The sequence below is a fragment of the Paenibacillus sp. V4I3 genome (genome assembly GCF_030817215.1).
Classification (GTDB): Bacteria; Bacillota; Bacilli; order Paenibacillales; family NBRC-103111; genus Paenibacillus_E.
The window spans coordinates 6,210,015-6,226,303 of the sequence record NZ_JAUSZA010000001.1; the positions used below are offsets into that span (position 1 = coordinate 6,210,015).

At 43.1% G+C, this 16,289-nt stretch carries 14 protein-coding genes and 1 pseudogene; 5 read left to right on the forward strand and 10 right to left on the reverse strand.

What is annotated here, in order from left to right; all coding sequences use genetic code 11:
- Positions 1–377: 377 nt before the first annotated feature.
- The 3 genes from QFZ77_RS28920 to cydS are packed head-to-tail and all read left to right on the forward strand — an operon-like array spanning position 378 to position 2,858.
- Positions 378–1,727 carry a cytochrome ubiquinol oxidase subunit I gene (locus QFZ77_RS28920; RefSeq protein WP_307444854.1) on the forward strand — a complete coding sequence of 450 codons (1,350 nt, stop codon included), beginning with the start codon at positions 378–380 and terminating at the stop codon, positions 1,725–1,727.
- Positions 1,724–2,752, forward strand: coding sequence for a cytochrome d ubiquinol oxidase subunit II (locus QFZ77_RS28925; protein WP_307444855.1), 1,029 nt, complete (start codon positions 1,724–1,726; stop codon positions 2,750–2,752). Before QFZ77_RS28920 ends, QFZ77_RS28925 begins: the two co-directional genes overlap by 4 nt.
- A 4-nt stretch (positions 2,753–2,756) precedes the next feature.
- Entirely contained in the window at positions 2,757–2,858 is a 102-nt protein-coding gene (gene cydS, locus QFZ77_RS38010) for a cytochrome bd oxidase small subunit CydS family protein (RefSeq protein ID WP_373462665.1), read from the forward strand.
- Between the two features lie 44 nt (positions 2,859–2,902).
- Here cydS and QFZ77_RS28930 read toward each other — a convergent pair whose 3' ends face one another.
- The 4 genes from QFZ77_RS28930 to QFZ77_RS28945 form a co-directional block, all read right to left on the reverse strand.
- A complete protein-coding gene (locus QFZ77_RS28930; RefSeq protein WP_307444857.1) occupies positions 2,903–3,712 on the reverse strand; it encodes a substrate-binding periplasmic protein in 810 nt (269 codons plus the stop codon).
- Positions 3,713–3,878: 166 nt separating this feature from the next.
- Entirely contained in the window at positions 3,879–5,087 is a 1,209-nt protein-coding gene (locus QFZ77_RS28935) for a ZIP family metal transporter (RefSeq protein ID WP_307444858.1), read from the reverse strand.
- A gap of 21 nt (positions 5,088–5,108) precedes the next feature.
- A complete protein-coding gene (locus QFZ77_RS28940) occupies positions 5,109–6,152 on the reverse strand; it encodes a multicopper oxidase domain-containing protein (protein WP_307444860.1) in 1,044 nt (347 codons plus the stop codon).
- Positions 6,153–6,529: 377 nt separating this feature from the next.
- Entirely contained in the window at positions 6,530–7,468 is a 939-nt protein-coding gene (locus QFZ77_RS28945; protein ID WP_307444861.1) for an NHL repeat-containing protein, read from the reverse strand.
- A 294-nt stretch (positions 7,469–7,762) separates the two neighbouring features.
- On the opposite strand from QFZ77_RS28945, the gene QFZ77_RS28950 reads away from it, so the two are divergent.
- Positions 7,763–8,707: an alpha/beta hydrolase gene (locus tag QFZ77_RS28950; RefSeq protein WP_307444862.1), complete on the forward strand. Its 945-nt coding sequence runs from the start codon at positions 7,763–7,765 to the stop codon at positions 8,705–8,707.
- Positions 8,708–9,174: 467 nt separating this feature from the next.
- On the opposite strand, the gene QFZ77_RS28955 is transcribed toward QFZ77_RS28950, so the two are convergent.
- The 3 genes and pseudogenes from QFZ77_RS28955 to QFZ77_RS28965 all read right to left on the reverse strand — a co-directional run.
- Positions 9,175–10,644 carry a methyl-accepting chemotaxis protein gene (locus tag QFZ77_RS28955; protein ID WP_307444864.1) on the reverse strand — a complete coding sequence of 490 codons (1,470 nt, stop codon included), beginning with the start codon at positions 10,642–10,644 and terminating at the stop codon, positions 9,175–9,177.
- 203 nt (positions 10,645–10,847) lie between these two features.
- Entirely contained in the window at positions 10,848–12,671 is a 1,824-nt protein-coding gene (locus tag QFZ77_RS28960) for a heparinase II/III family protein (RefSeq protein ID WP_307444866.1), read from the reverse strand.
- A gap of 114 nt (positions 12,672–12,785) precedes the next feature.
- Positions 12,786–13,189 (reverse strand): annotated as a pseudogene (locus QFZ77_RS28965) (LLM class flavin-dependent oxidoreductase); the annotation flags it as partial.
- A gap of 243 nt (positions 13,190–13,432) precedes the next feature.
- Between QFZ77_RS28965 and QFZ77_RS28970 the strand changes: the two are divergent.
- The gene (locus QFZ77_RS28970; protein ID WP_307444868.1) at positions 13,433–13,978 is read left to right on the forward strand and encodes a hypothetical protein; all 546 of its coding nucleotides are present in this window, start codon (positions 13,433–13,435) and stop codon (positions 13,976–13,978) included.
- 135 nt (positions 13,979–14,113) lie between these two features.
- On the opposite strand, the gene QFZ77_RS28975 is transcribed toward QFZ77_RS28970, so the two are convergent.
- From QFZ77_RS28975 to QFZ77_RS28985, 3 genes are all read right to left on the reverse strand, one after another.
- Entirely contained in the window at positions 14,114–14,380 is a 267-nt protein-coding gene (locus tag QFZ77_RS28975) for an aldo/keto reductase (protein ID WP_307449923.1), read from the reverse strand.
- Positions 14,381–14,589: 209 nt separating this feature from the next.
- Entirely contained in the window at positions 14,590–15,498 is a 909-nt protein-coding gene (locus QFZ77_RS28980; protein WP_307444870.1) for an SGNH/GDSL hydrolase family protein, read from the reverse strand.
- A gap of 64 nt (positions 15,499–15,562) precedes the next feature.
- Positions 15,563–16,243: a GntR family transcriptional regulator gene (locus tag QFZ77_RS28985; RefSeq protein ID WP_307444872.1), complete on the reverse strand. Its 681-nt coding sequence runs from the start codon at positions 16,241–16,243 to the stop codon at positions 15,563–15,565.
- Positions 16,244–16,289: the final 46 nt, after the last annotated feature.

Here is a 16,289-nt window from a genome sequence, read left to right on the forward strand (position 1 = left end):
TTGGTCAAGTGAATAGCATCTTGTGATATGTTTGACGGTAGTTCAGTTTCTCTTGTTCGATGAATCTTGTCTTAGCGAAGAGGATTGCAGTCATGACTTCTTTGGTTACCCACTACTATATTTTCATAACGTTAATAAAGTTGTAATACTTTGTTCAAACCGTATTCACATATTATGTGAAAAAAATCACATACGTGGAGTAAGATAGAAATATATAGCAAATCAAATTGAAAACAGAAGGTGATCCACTTGAACCAATCTCGCAAACATGAAAAACGATTGATGTACCTGATGTTCATTGTTGCTTTTGTCATGCTGCTCTCTTTTATCCGCAAGTTTTTTTGAACATATGAAAGTTACAAAGGAGATGAGTCCATATGCCTATCTACGATTCCGTATTTTATAGCCGCCTACTCACTGAGACCACACTGGCATTTCATATCATTTTCGCTACCATCGGCGTTGGCGTTCCGGTCATGATTATGTTAGCTGAATTAGCCAGCATTAAACGTAAAGATCCCTATTATGCGTTGCTGGCACGAAGATGGGCTCGGGGATTCGTGATCACCGTTGCTATTGGGGTGGTTACTGGTACTGCAATCGGGCTTCAACTCAGCCTATTGTGGCCGAAGTTCATGGAGATTGCTGGGCAAGCCATTGCGCTTCCGTTATTTCTGGAAACTTTCGCCTTTTTCATCGAGGCTATCTTCTTAGGCATTTATTTATACACATGGGAACGATTAAAACCTAAACATCATCTATTACTATTAGTTCCTGTTGTAATTGGCTCCTCTGCTTCAGCATTTTTTATTACGACTGTGAATGCATTTATGAATACGCCGCAAGGCTTCACTCTAAAAGATGGCTTGATTACGAATGTACAGCCGATTCTAGCTATGTTTAATCCATCCATGCCTACCAAAGTGGCACATGTACTTTCCTCAGCCTATATGACCAGCGCATTCATCTTGGCTGCTATAGCGGCCTACTCCCTTCTAAGGAAAAAAGGGGACACTTTATATGCTAAGAAAGCTTTAAAGCTAACCGTTACTGCTGGGCTCGTGTTCGCCATAACTACGGCAATGATCGGTGATTTATCAGCCAAATTTCTAGCTCATACTCAGCCTGAAAAACTTGCCGCAGCCGAGTGGCATTTTGAAACAACAAAGAATGCACCGCTCGTACTTGGTGGTATTTTGACTGAAAATAATGAGGTTAAATATGCGTTGAAAATTCCGTATGCACTAAGTATCTTGGCAGGTGGAACTCCAGGAACTGAGGTCAAAGGGCTGAATGATATTCCGAAGGATCTCCGACCTCCTTTATACGTACATTATTTCTTTGACGCCATGGTTGCTATAGGTATGTTTGTGATTGTCGTCGCCATTAGTCATATGTGGTACGCACGCAAAAAATCCCGTAAACCTTATCCGAGATGGCTTCTAGCGATTATCGTTGTGTGTGGTCCTCTTTCCATGCTAGGCATCCAATGTGGATGGTTTTACGCGGAGGTTGGTCGCCAACCATGGATTCTGCGTGGATATATGAAGGTAGCAGATGCCGCTACAACTTCACAAGACGTGGATACGATGTTACTACTGTTCTGTTTACTCTATATCGTTTTAGCACTGACCGCAGTAAAAGTATTATCCAAACTTTTCAGAAAAAACGATGTTGCAGATGAACTGATTGCACTTGGTATTTTCGGGGGGAGGACCAAAGAATGAGTCTAGAACTTGTTGGAATAACTGTTTTGTGGATCTTTTTATACGGATATTTAATTGTGGCATCCATTGACTTTGGTGCGGGTTTCTTCAGTTACTATTCGGTTATTACGATGAAACAGCATATCATTCATAAAATCATTGAAAGATATTTATCTCCTGTCTGGGAAGTTACTAATGTATTCTTAGTTTTCTTCTACATCGGTATGATTGGTTTCTTCCCTGAAACGGCACGTTATTATGGGACCGCGTTACTTGTACCTGGCAGTTTGGCTATCATATTGTTAGCTATAAGAGGAGCCTACTACGCTTTCAGCAACTATGGTTCCAAGGATAACAAATGGTACATGCTGCTCTATGGAGCAACTGGCTTGCTCATCCCTGCAACCCTTTCTACAGTGCTAACCATTTCTGAGGGTGGAATCATCGTTGAACAGAACGGCATGATCAATCTAGATTGGAGTAAGTTACTTGGGAGTCCTTATACTTGGTCGGTCATCTTGCTGTCGCTAGTCAGCGTTCTCTATATTTCGTCCATGTTCCTTTCCTACTATGCCTATAGGGCAAAAGACTATCCCGCTTTTGGAATTTTACGAGGCTATGCTCTTTTCTGGAGCGGACCTACTATTCTTGCAAGTCTGCTTGTCTTTTTCGCCATAAACCAGCAAAACCAAGAACATTTCCGCAACATGCTTAACCTGGGATGGATGTTCGGAGCATCATTTCTCTGCTTTTTAGTTGCCGTCTACTTCCTTTGGAAACAAATCAAGCTAGGTCTAGCGTTTATTTTGGTACTTTTGCAATTTGCTTTTGCTTTCTTTGGTTATGGTAAGGCCCATTTACCGTATCTTTTATTTCCATACATCTCCATTCACGAAAACTTTACGAATCAAGCCATGGGAACTGCGCTAGTCATCGCCTTTATTGCAGGGCTTGTTATTCTAATCCCATCTCTGTTTCTGCTTATGCGTCTATTTCTTTTTGATGCTGATTATGTACAAGGTAAATTTATAAAGAAGGGTGATTAAACCTATGGAAAACTTATTAATCCAATATGCTCCACCGATATTTGTTCTATTTTCACTTGTTTTTATGATTCTGTGGGTACCAAGAGCTAACGACGTGAAAGAATAATCAGTAAGGCAAAGAAGTCGACTATACGCTAGTCGACTTTTTACTTATGATTCATTTTCGATATCATCTTCCATGTCGTCTTTGAGCTTTTTAGGCATTTTTTCTGGTTTACTTCCAAACCACTTCGTGTAGAGAGCTTCATAAGTTCCATCCTTGGATACTGCTTGAATAGCCTTATTGATCCTTCCCATGTACATGTTCCGCTTTTTAGCAACGATTGCGTAGCTATCTTTGTTGAAAACTTCTCCTACTTTTTTAGCTTTTACATCTGCTGTGTTTTGCAAATAATCTTGAATACTGTGCTCTTCAAAAATGACTGCATCAACGGTTTTATTTTTCAAATCATCGTAAGCATCAGAGATATTCGCATAGCTCCTAATTTTGATCCCTTGAATTTCACTCGCAAAATGATAAGCTGTCGATCCGTTCCTTGTTGCCACCACTTTCTTGGCCAAGTCATCTTTGCCTTTGATTCCCTCGTTATCTGATGCGGTGAGTATCGCTTCTCCCGATTGAAAATAAGGATCTGAATAGTCTAATTTGTTCTTGCGGGCATTCGTGATGGTCATTCCGGCAATTGCGAGATCCACATCACCAGATTTTACACTTTTGTTCAACTCACCGTATTCCATGGCTACCCATTCATATTTTATTTTCGCCTTTTTAGCAATGGCTTGCCATAATTCCACTTCAAAGCCTTTCTTCTCATCCCCCTCTGTATATGTGAAGGGACGGGTGTTTTTCTCGATACCGACTTTGATCGACTCATCTTTCGAACATCCTGTGGAAGCCAGTGTTACCAAAAGAACGACCAACAGAGTGATCCCCTGCTTGCTTCGAACTCGTATATTCATTGCCTTTTATGCCCTCCTTATCAGGTAAACAACGGTATTATTTGTAAATTGTTAAACGGTTATGCAGATAGGGCAGCATATATTGTGCAAGTTGTCTTTCAGCTGTATGAAAAAGACCAATCCGCAAAATCGCGGATTGGTCTTTTATCTTCTTCTAACAATTATTTTAAAATTTAACCATGAGAGCTGTCACATACATAATAAGAATTCCTGCAGTGAGCCCTCCAAAATTCAGCCAAGAAACAGGAGAAAGATTTCTTTTCTCGGATTCTTTAAGAATCATTTTGGATATGACATAAATAACCTGCAGTATGGCACCAGCGCCAATGCCGAAGAATAGCGCGGCTAATGTATCGTTAAAAATAAATCCGCCTACCCAAGTTCCAATAATGGCGGGTCCACCGGCGATCAATGCTAAGGTGACAAAAGTCTTCCAATTCGGACGATCATTAAGCAGTGGGGCTGCGATTCCGACACCCTCCGTGATATTATGAAGAGTAAACCCGATGATTAAGAATGTTCCTAAAGCAGCTTCTCCGACCGCAAAAGCGGATCCAATGGCAAGCCCTTCGCCAAAATTATGAAGACCAATACCTGTGGCGATTTTGCCCGATACCCTTCTTCCTTCCAAAGCGCTGCTATTTAGCTTGCGTTCATTAGACTGATCCACCGCTATTAAGAAGAGACAACTGAGCAGTGCACCAAACCATACCAATCCGGTACCTTGAAATACACCTGGAGCCTCTGAAGCCATTTCAAATCCTTCTTCAAACGTATCGATCACAAGAAAGAACAATAATCCTATCGTTAATGCGAGAATAGCATGCATCCCTCTAACTGAAAATCTACGTAAAAATGGATACCACATGAGTCCTAACCCGATAGGAACAACCCCCACGTAGAATCCTATTAATGCATATTGCCAAAAAAGTTTACCATTTGGTTCAGGTGTTGCAGCTGCAGCTGCAACTTCACCGGTAAAAATTAATCCATTTGAGGTGATTAGTTTAACTTCATGTGGATCACCTTGCACCCATGGGTAAGGGATTTTGACTGTCCCTTGTTCAAATCTTTGTAGTGTGTCACTTGGTGAGAAATCCGCATTCCAAAAGGCTCCATCCACTACGACTTGGGCGATCGCGATTTCCTCCGGTCCTGAATTAAGCACCTTAAGTTGGATTCCTTCATCATTGAGCGTTATTTTCTCCACATTCAGAACTTCAATAGGAGCAGCAGGCTCATTTTCGATTCCTGTTCCCACTTTTGCTATGGTTGTGATAATTGCAATTAGCAAAATCAGGGGGAGAATTCCCCATAACATAGCTTTAAATTTGTTTGTTGAACCCTTATTTTCGGTTTGAACATTATTACTCATCGTACACTCACTCCTCCTTTCTTATTCAGCTATGAAGAAGCCCATCCAACCGAGCTCAGCAAATTCACTTTGATGGGCATGAAACATGTATCGTCCAGGTGCTGGGAATACAATTTCTAATATGCCTCGTTCTCCCTGACATTGCATAATAGTATCTGTAAAACTAGGACGCGCTTCAGGATCCGCACCGGTTGCATAATAGTTAAAAAAGTTCGCATGAAGGTGAAAAGAATTAATGGGATCAAATTCAGTCAGATTGCTGAGATAAATACGTACGAGTTCCCCAACTTTCACCTTAATTGGTTCTTGCTGATAGGCAAATGCGTACCCATTCACCGTGTAGACTTCATTTTCTCCATCTAGGTCAAGATCAAAGCCGTTCATAAGCATATTGAATTCTTTTGCAGCCGCTCTTGGCTTTTTCGGATCAATGATGAAGTTGCCATAAAGTCCTTTATGAATATGTCTGGCGAGAGGAGCAACATGACAATGGTAAACATGCATACCAGCAGGCTTTGCTTCAAACTCATATGTAAAAGTACCACCTGCATGAATGGCTTCCAGTCCGTCCATGTTGGTAGGATGCATACCATGAAAATGGATCGAATGCGGATGGCTCGTTGCATTGGTAAACTTCACTCGAAGCACATCCCCTTCTGTACAACGAATAGTGGGGCCTGGTATCGTGCCATTGAATGTCCAACCGGGAAACTTGATCCCTTTCGCGATCTCAACGTTAGTTTCATACGATGAAATTTCATATTCTCGTAACGTTCTTCCATTAGGAAGCATACTTACCTTTCCATAATCAAATGCTGTGAGTGCTTTCTGTGCTGCTTTAAAACCTTCAGTCACTTCTGTGCTCGGAACATAACCATGCTTCATACCATCATGCAATTGTTCTTTCATAGCAGAATGAACGCCATGCTTATCCGCGGCTAATGATGATTTGCCAAATAAGGATGATGGATTCAGTAAAGCACTGCCAATGACAGCAAAAGCCCCAGCGGTTCCCATTTTCAAAAGATTACGTCTTGATACCTTATCAACTGGTTTACGGAACATCGTTATGCCCTCCTATTTTATATTGCTTGTTTGCAATTTTTTTGTACAAGGGAAACTTTTTGAGCAAATTTTTTTTGTTTCCAATGGGACAAAGAGTTTACCAAGGGAAAAACCATTTGACTTCACTATAAGCCCATATACATTTTTTGTAAACCTATTTTTTCCTTTAAAAATACCGTTATTTCTATTCTTCACAAAAGAATGCTTTAGCACATAAAAAACTACTTCTGAAAGGTTTTACTCAGAAAAAGTTAGCGTATCTTAAGGTAACGTAAAATTAGCCGGCGTTTCTAGTCGATCAGCACAAAAATAAGCCACTCTTGGAAGAGTGACTTTAAACCGTGCATGTTAAGTAACACGATGATGATTACAATCAATTACCTGCGAGCGAGCTTGGTCAAGCGTCCATCCGAAATCCACTCGGCCACATACACATCTCCACGCGAATCGACACAGATGCCATGCGGAGAACTGAATTTGTTTGCGCGATAGTAAGCTTTATCTAGATTAGGCCATCCCTCCTGAGATTTAGCTTGACGATCCTCACCCAAATGCGTAACTAATCTATCATGTTTATCGAATACCGTTACACGGCTGTATAAGTCCGGAAAATACATTTCATCCTTGTAGAAATAGAAGCTGCAAGGCATATCCATGTCATGGTCAAAAGTGCGTTTGAATTGCCCATCGAGTGTAAACACTTGGATCCTATGATTGCCTCGATCCGCAACATATAGTTCCGGTTCTCCGCGTCGCAAATCAACGGAAATACCATGTGGACAAGCGAATTGCCCAATTTCGGAGCCTTTTCCTCCCCATGAGCGAATATAGTCACCAAGTGCATTATATTGATGCACCCAGCTTTGACCATAACCATCTGAAATATAAATATCGCCATTTGGCCCCACAGCCACATCCGTTGGCACAAATTTGCGTTCAGCATCATAAATCTCAGGCAGATCTGGCGTGCCGATCGTTAACAAATGTTCGCCGGTTAATGTTGTTTTAACCATAATCCCTTTGGCCGTGTCAGTCACATAAAGGAATTCGCCACCTGCTTCCTTGTGCAGATAAAAGCCGTGCGCACCTCCTTCGAATTCTTCGCCCCATGCATTCAAATATTTCCCATTGCGGTCAAATACCACAACGGAAGGCGTTCCGGTATGGAACAAATAAAAACGATCCGCTTCATCAACTTCAATTCCGTGTGTGTAACCTAGTGTGACATTCTCGGGCACTTTGGCCCAATTGGGAATAACTTCATAGTTATGTGATGTATTACCTGCTTGAAGGGCACTCAGAGATAGCGCTTCCAATTTATACACATCCTTTTTCTACTTATTTCCTTTCATAATAACACTTAATTATTGCTGTATACTAGTTCAATGTTGAAAGCCAGAGGAGAACAGTAAGATCTTGCTCAAAGTGAAAAATAACATAAGAATCTTTCAAAGGTGGATACAACCATGTCAATCTGGGCAACCTATTGAGTGCCTTTTCGATGGAAGAGAGATTCAAACTTAGGTTCAACGTTTACATAGTAGTATGCATTTGAAACAACAATCAATGATGTTAATCCATACATGAACACTTCAAAGGAGGAACTATCCATGCCAAACAAAATTCATCTTGAAGCCGCAGCGCAGAAATTCGCAGAAGATACTGCAAAACCCCCATTTCTCTTCGATCTAGGTCCTGTAAATGGGCGCGAGACTGTTGACAAGGTGCAATCTGAGCCTGTCCATAAAGAAGCTGTCGACATACAAGATCTTACTATCGCAGGTGGCCCGAGCGGTGAAGTATCCGTGAGAATTCTGCGACCAAAGAAATCACCGCCGACACTCCCTGTTATCCTGTATATCCACGGTGCTGGATGGGTTTTCGGAAATGCACATACGCATGATCGCTTGGTCCGCGAGCTTGCAGTTGGTGCTCAGGCAGCCGTCGTATTCCCCAACTATAGCCTTTCGCCTGAGGCCAAGTATCCAACAGCACTGGAGGAGATCTACGTTGTCCTTCAATGGATAGCCAACCATGCAAAAGAGTACGGCTTCGATGCGGAGCGTCTCACTATTGCAGGTGATAGCGTTGGCGGCAATATGGCCGCAGCCATTACGTTGGTCGCCAAGGAACGCAAGGGCCCGACCATCCACAAGCAGCTGCTGTTCTACCCTGTAACCGATGCATCCTTCGATACGGATTCTTATGAGCAGTTCGCAACGGGATACTTCCTACGTCGTGATGCGATGCAGTGGTTCTGGGATCAATACACGTCCGATCCCCGCGAACGAGCGGAGGTGACGGCATCTCCGCTGCGAGCTACGCTCGAGCAGCTCAGCTGTCTTCCGCCCGCGCTGATCATCACGGGCGAGGCCGACGTGCTGCGCGATGAAGGCGAAGCCTACGCGAACAAGCTTCGCGAAGCCCGCGTGCCCGTCACGTCCGTGCGCTTCCAAGGCATCATCCACGACTTCGTGATGCTGAATGCCTTGGCCGACACGGCTGCCGCGCGCGGTGCCATGATGCTCGCCAAAGCTTGGCTGCGAGAATCATAACAGTTGCCTGCGGTGCAAGCAGGCCAACACGAATAAATAGAGACACAATCCACTAATGGATGTGTCTCTGCTTTTTTTCATAGATGAGCATCGTTCTGCATAGCTCCTCGAAACCGCATTTCCCCACATATTTTGCGTAGAAGCAATGATTTACTACCCCTACATGGGTTGACGAAAAGCAATGTTGTATTCTATACAACAATAGGCTAGCTAATTCACGACATCCCTGCGATTGTTGTAAAAAATACAACATTTTCTCGCAAAAGCAGCTCCAAAGTATGAAATAAGGTGAAATTGTTGCACAAAATACAACATTGATAACTTTTTGAGAAGAAATCATCGACATTGTTGTACAGTGTACAACTTTTGCTCCTAATCGCTGCGAAAAACAGACGCAAAGGCTCCCTTATTGCCTCTCTCCTCTAAACAGAAACCTAAAAACCAGAAATACAAACACTATGAATCATTTAATGCCGGACCTGCTCCATCCATTCCGTAGCTACATCAACCGCTTGTTTAAAGCACTCTCGCCCGCGGCTAATCAGCGCTTGCTTCGCTTTATCATATTCTCCTTCCAGCATCCATGCTGCATTTTGATCCTTGATCACGCCAAAAGCATCCCATGCAGAGCGCAACGAGGAGAAGTATTTTCGATCACTCGCCTCTTTCAACTTACTTTCCAGCTCTTTCATACATGTTTGTAAAAGTACCTCTTGTGCCACTTTTTTCTGGTACCAATCGTTTATTTTTTCTGAATCCCTGGCTTCAATCAACGAAACCATGATCGCTCGCATGCCTGTCGCACATTCCATCCACATATCCAAATCTTTCTGCAAGGCATGAGAGTGCTGGATTGAAGGCAATTTAAATTGCGAAACTACCGAGCGTAAGGAAAGACTGCTCCTTGTTGCTTCTTGAATACTTTCATTCATCCCCAAGATATTCTGAAGCTGAACATCAGCAGCAGCCAAAACTTCTTCGCTCCCAGCAGCTACTTGTTGAATCATTGCTGACGTTTGATTAATCGAGTTTGCTATAGACAATGTATTGCTGGTAACACCTTCTAAGCGACCATCTACTCCCTGCATATCACCTAAAAGTTGACCAAGAAACGTCTCCATCATTTCATACTTACTAACCGCTCCTTGCAAAGTGTGCGCTCCTGTACCAACCGTGTCCTGCATCTGGTGAATCGAACCCCGCAATCCATCTGCACTAGAAGTAACCGTTTGGATAAGTTCCTGTATGTTAACCGTTTCCTGCTTCGTCTGAATGGCCATTTTCGAAATCTCTTGAGCAACGACCGCAAATCCCTTTCCCTGCTCTCCCGCACGTGCCGCTTCGATATTCGCATTCAAAGCTAACAATTGGGTTTGCTGAGAGATATGTTCGATTAAAGTGGTCATATCTGCGATTTTCTCAATAGCTTTATTCAATTCATCCATTTTTACATAGATTTGCGTACTATCCTTGGAGATTAGCTGCATTTGTTCCATCGCAACACTCATTTCCACTCTGCCGGAGCTCACTTCTCCCAAAAATTGAGTCGATGATTGGACGATCGCACTGTTGCTATCTTTAACTCCCTCAAGAAAGGTATGTATAGGATGGATTTGGTCTGATATGAACTGGGCATGTTCGGAGGCATCCTGCATACCTTCAGCCATTTCACGCATCGTAGCCGTTATTTCTTCTACCTGTACAGTAATCAGAGTTGACCTCGCGCTCGTATCCTCCATCTTATGATAGAGCTCACTCGACGATTTATCGACGATTCGGATGAGAGATTTCAAACTGCGAATTGTTTTTTTCAACGTACTGATTAATGATCTCTCACCAACAACAGGGGCACAGCTCATACTAAAATCACCTGTAGCCATTTTTAATAAATCTCCATGAACCTTTTCATACGATGATGAATGAAATAGTTTGAACAAAGTGATTCCTCCTTTTTACACATAAAAAAGCCCACCCCATTACAGAAACTGTAACGGATAGGCTTCGTTGCCGACTAGAACAGATAAGAAAACAATGTTAGATTCTCTACGTGATCACGTCTTTGTGATGGTTCGATTATATAAAAATTGTTGTTCTATGTCAATATATGTAACATTACCATTACATCCATTGAAATTCCTTATTAAAATACAGGCTCTAGAGTCACAGATATGACCTGCTGTCTGGCCGTATCCACACTCTTCAGATCAATCAGATACACTGTCTCGGAATTCCCAGAATGGTCCAAGTGTTCAGCTGTCTGGATCGTAGCATCCAACAACCGAGCTTCATACACAAGACGAAGCTTCTGACCTTCACTCGCGCTTAAAATGATTTCCCCCTCCTTACCAACTTCTGGCGGATAAAGAGAGATGAAACGCTCAGTAATCGATGTAGGAAATTCCGTGAATTCATAACTATCAGTTATCGTTAATTTGCCCTGCTGCTTATCCAAATCGAACAATCGCTCCAATTTGTGCAGATGCGGTACGTCATAAGCTTGCTGCAGATCCAACAGGAACCGATCTCTTCCATCTTGAATACCCACTTCCACTACCTGCGAACGATACTGCTCTCCCTCGCTTTGAAAACAGCCATTGATGATAGGAACGCTATGCCCAGATGAGCTGTTGCAAAGAATCGAATAGCGCTCGTCGCCAAAATATTGTCTTGTATATAAACCAGCACCAAGATCCTCCAACCACCTGACGCCGTCCACTACCCAGACGAAATGTCCGATATCATTATGATTATGCGGCTCCGCATTATGTCCGCCTTTAGCTGCAAAGCTGATGAGTTTACCGCCTACCTGACACCGGCTCACCATCCATTCGGCTTCTTGAAGGAACTCTGAATGAAGCGGCAGCCCTTCCCTTTTTTCCAGCAGCGCATAGTCCGTCCAAGCCAAATCACGTAGTGCCGTTGCGAAGCGGCCGCAGTGATCAATTGAATTCGAGCGATACGTCAGCGACGGGATGCGGAGTTGTTCAATCCTTTGACATAGACGGCTGAATAAGCCAGTCTGAATGCCGCTCGTACGCGAGCAATCGGAGAAATTCGCCACATGATTCTCCTGTAGAAAGCAGAATTGCGGGAACTCCGCAATGCGCTGGGCTTTCTTTTCATCCAGAAGCAGATCGACCTGTCCACCTGTACGCTGCTTCAGCAGCTCTGCAAAATATACGTAATAACCGAAACCATAGTACCAGTAACCGAGACCTTCGAGACACGCCCCCTCTTCGGTGAACCCTTCAAGGAAGCACTCCATCGCTTCAAAAACGCGATTTAAGACAGGCATCAGGATTCTCGAATCCTGAATCATATAAATAGCAGCCATTCCGATGCTTCCTGCGCATACAGCCGACCAGTTGTTCGTTGCTGTCTCCCACCCAAACACTTGCTTGAGCTGCATATACGGATTCAGAACTCTTTGCATAACCTCGTGGCGTGCGCGTTTAACAATGAGTGGATCTAGTCGATCCTTGAACAGATGACAAATCTCGCTCAATGCATGGCCCGTCTCGGAAGCGAACAAATCTACATGCCTTGGCGCCTCATCTTCTGCTTTGGGATCTTGAACATCCAGGTGCGCAGGCAAGCACCATGTATATTCATCGCATATGGCCCAGATGATGTCCTCGAGTGCAGGAATGAATGCAGCATCATCTTCCGTTAAAGCAGCGATTGCAAAAGCAGCAAGCCGGCGACGGCGATCAAAATACAGCTTCTCGAACTCTTTTCTTGAACCATTTACTTGAAATAATCGAAATGCGCTGAAGGGCAGCGCCTCTATGGGCTGTGTGAGAAATTGGTCAGCCAACTGCCGGATTTCTATCCGGTGGGCAGCCAGCAGCGGATTGTCCATACCTGAGCGAATATCCACGGATCGAGTTCTGACTTCTTCAAAAAGGGAAGCATGTTCCGCCTCCGCTGCTTGCAGCGCTTCCAACAATAATCGACTATTCAAGTGAACACCTCTTTTGGGTTAGTTATCTTTAAACCCACTATAATGAATAAGGTGTTAATCGTCTAGTTCATGAATTTACTTTTTCGAGTAAAATATTAACCTTTTTCGGGCCTCATTGGATGAAAAGATCGGCTCTCCATGTTTCGCAGCCAACTCCGTGGATCGTGTACTTGATGCGCTGCCATGCCATACTGGGATTGGCTTCTGGAAAGGTCTTGGTTCGGTAGTGACATTATGAAGTGCTGGACGGTACCGCCCTTCCCAAGTGACATTTTCCTCATGCCATAAGCGCTTCAGGAGTTCATATCGTTCAGCAAGAGATTCCCATTGTTTTTCCTCGGTTATTCCAAATAGCGGGTAGTGGCGAGAATCATTCCCTTTACCAATGATCATTCCAAACGCCCGCCAGAAAGATGATCAAGTGTGGCATAGTCTTCGGCCACACGAACAGGATCTAACACACTTAGTACCGTTACCGTGGTTAATAAACGTATACGTGAGGTTCGAGCAGCAATGGCTATATTAATGGATTTATTACTTGGATAAATTTTAACATCTCATGGATTCAGCGTCTAATAGGTTCTTTCTATCCAACCTTTCAATCATTCTATATGGAGTCGATCTATTACATTTAGAAAATTTGCAATTTCTAACAATTTCGTATATATTTTTATATTGCTGACTTAAAAAAATATTATATATTTCGGATGATTTTACAAAATTAGTCTTATCCGAATAATGAAATGAAGAGGTGCACGATAATGACATTGAAAAAAACAGCAGCAGGAATTATTTTACTAACCGTTATGGTGACAGGAGCAGCTTGCTCTTCCGATCAACCGAAATCATCGCCAAGCCCCGCAGCTACAACAAACACGACGGCTGCTCCGCAAGCAACTGCCGAAAGCCAAGATGCCGTTAATATGAAAGGCTATATAGCTGCTAGAATCGCTCAGGAAAAAGTGGACTTCCTCTTTGCGGAAGCCAAATCCAGCGATGGCGCGTTTATACTCAACCCTAAAGCTGCAGACGGCAAAGAAAAAGCCGTGAAATTTCTTTCCAGCTACTTCGATACAGCAATGGTAGATAAACTAACTGCGCATTACCTAACCGATCAAAAAGCGGATAATGCTATCGTAACCAACAAAAAATCTTTCTTCACTTCGAACATTCTTGCAACGAAAAAAGAAGATATTACGTTTGACGCGTCGAATTCGAAAGATCAAGTTAAGTTCACTACCAAAGACGGTGTAACGTATACGACGAAAAAAGTGAACGACAAATTCGTTGTCGCTGCGGTTCAATAAGTAATAACACATCTGATCCAGGCTCATGATTTGGTGAGTGTCAAAAAGTACCGTCAGGGAAGTTTCGATCCCTGACGGTACTTTTTTTGTTCCACGCTATACTGCAATAACTAACAGACTTCACACATTCGCACCTTATCTTCCAACTAGCTCGAATTGAACGCCGCTCGTTATCGTATCAACTTCTTTCAACTCATCCAAGCTAAGCTTTTCACCGATGACAGGCAGCGAATCCGTAATATGCTGCGGCTTGGAAACCCCCAAAATCGCTGATGTGATTCCTTGTTTACTCAAAACCCAATTCAGTGCAAGCTGAGCGAGTGTCCAGCCTCTGCGCTCCGCGACTGGCTTTAACTGCTCCACGATGTGGAAATTACGTTCCTGTTCTAACAGCGTCTTGATCCGCTGCTCACCGGCTTCTCCGCGAGTTCCAGAGTCTGAGAAGCCGGAATACCGCGCTTATAGCGAGAGCTCTGCGAGCCGAAGCTCGTCGATATAGTCCGAGAAGCCGGAAATCGACTTCTCGGTAGACCGTCTCGCGCGTCCGTGCTGATTAAGCTCGGAAAACGCGCTTACTTGGGACCCTCGAACAATAAGCGCGGAAACCGCCCTTACAGCACGATCTTCCGAATTTGCTTGGTGATCTCTTCGCCTCTTCTGAAGGCTAATTCCAGTGGCAAAGCCTCCTTTTTGCTAGGATTGGTATGACCTACATGTTCTTTCCATGCCGATCCTAAAAGCTGTTGACGCTGCAAAATCAATTGAAATAAGTGCGATTTATCAGGTTGTTCTACGAAATCTGGCATCTGTTCCAAAGTAATATGAAATAATCGACTTAAAAGCGTTTTAGCGATCACCCAATGACCATCTGAGTTGGGATGAATACCGTCACCGGAACGATAGCTGGGGTTCATTTCGCGTTCTTGTTCTCTATGCTGAAGAAGTGGGTCGTAGATATTCACGACTTCATCCGCCGTTGAATCCAGCGATAGCAGCCAATTCGCATAGTATCTAACGACATCATTGTAGCGTGCATATGGCTCCTTGTAGCTGTAGTCTTTCTTACCATCGGGCAAAAGAACATTATCGTTCATAGATTCGGGATCAAAGGGCGGAGGCGTCATGACGATGGCTTTTGCACCGCTTTGATGGATCATCTGAATGGCTGTAAGTATGCCATTTTGATAAGCTTGAAACCGTTCTATAGAAAATGGCGCATAGATGCCATCATTCATTCCGTATCCCACAACAACCCAATCCGGCTTGCTTTCTTCTAATGCCCTTGCTAATCGATCAAGGATACAGGGACGTGGAAATGGATGGTCGGCCTCCGTTAATCCAGAGGCAGTCTCACTGCTTATGCCAAGGTTTATGAATGTAAAAGGAATGTCAGGCGTATGCTGCTCAAAATAAGTATCCAAATAAGTAATAAACGTCCCTTCATCTGTAATACTGTCCCCAAGAAAAATAATTCTTTTACCGCTAGTCAACTGTGATTCCTTTCCTTCGTTTGGAGTCATCTCAACTCTCCTTTTATCATATATCATGTATGATAATTGCCGCAATCCCCGTGATAAAATTCGACTAGTTACTACCTGCTTTCGTAAAGTGAGCATTCGTCCTTAAGCGGGAATTAATAATATGTTTGGACATGGCATCGGATGCGCCTTCGGGATCTCGCTGCTTTAATTTCTGTAAAATAGCATTATGTTCCGACCATTCCTCATTCGTGGTATTTAAATCTAAATTTAATTGGATGTAGGTTAAATATCTTTGAATCTGTTCAATATAACCCCTGACTAAATTTTGCAAATTGGTATTCTCGCAATAGGCAAGAATAGTACCATGTAAAGACATATTCAATTCCTTAATTGTCCCCAAACCGTTAGTAGATCTCGGTGATTGCTGAGTTTGAAGGGAATTCATAGTTTCTTGCAGCCGCTCCAGTATATCATCTGGTATAAGAAGCGCAGCCTTTTTAACGGCAAGTGGTTCAAGCTGCAGTCTAATTTCAAATAATTCGTCCAACTCTTTGACACTCATCATATTCACAAACATTCCTTTAAAAGGAATGACATTCAGATACCCTTCCGATTGCAATCTGGAAAGGGCCTCACGAATCGGAATGTTGCTTACTTCTAAAGCGCGCGCTAATTGATCAATGTTAATTTTTTCACCGGATTTTAATTTATGAGTTAAAATGTCTTCTTTGACAATCCGATAAATTTCTTCGGTTAAATTAACACGACTAATTTTACTGCTCATGTGATACCCTCACCCTTTTTACACTCAATATATCATGTATGATTGA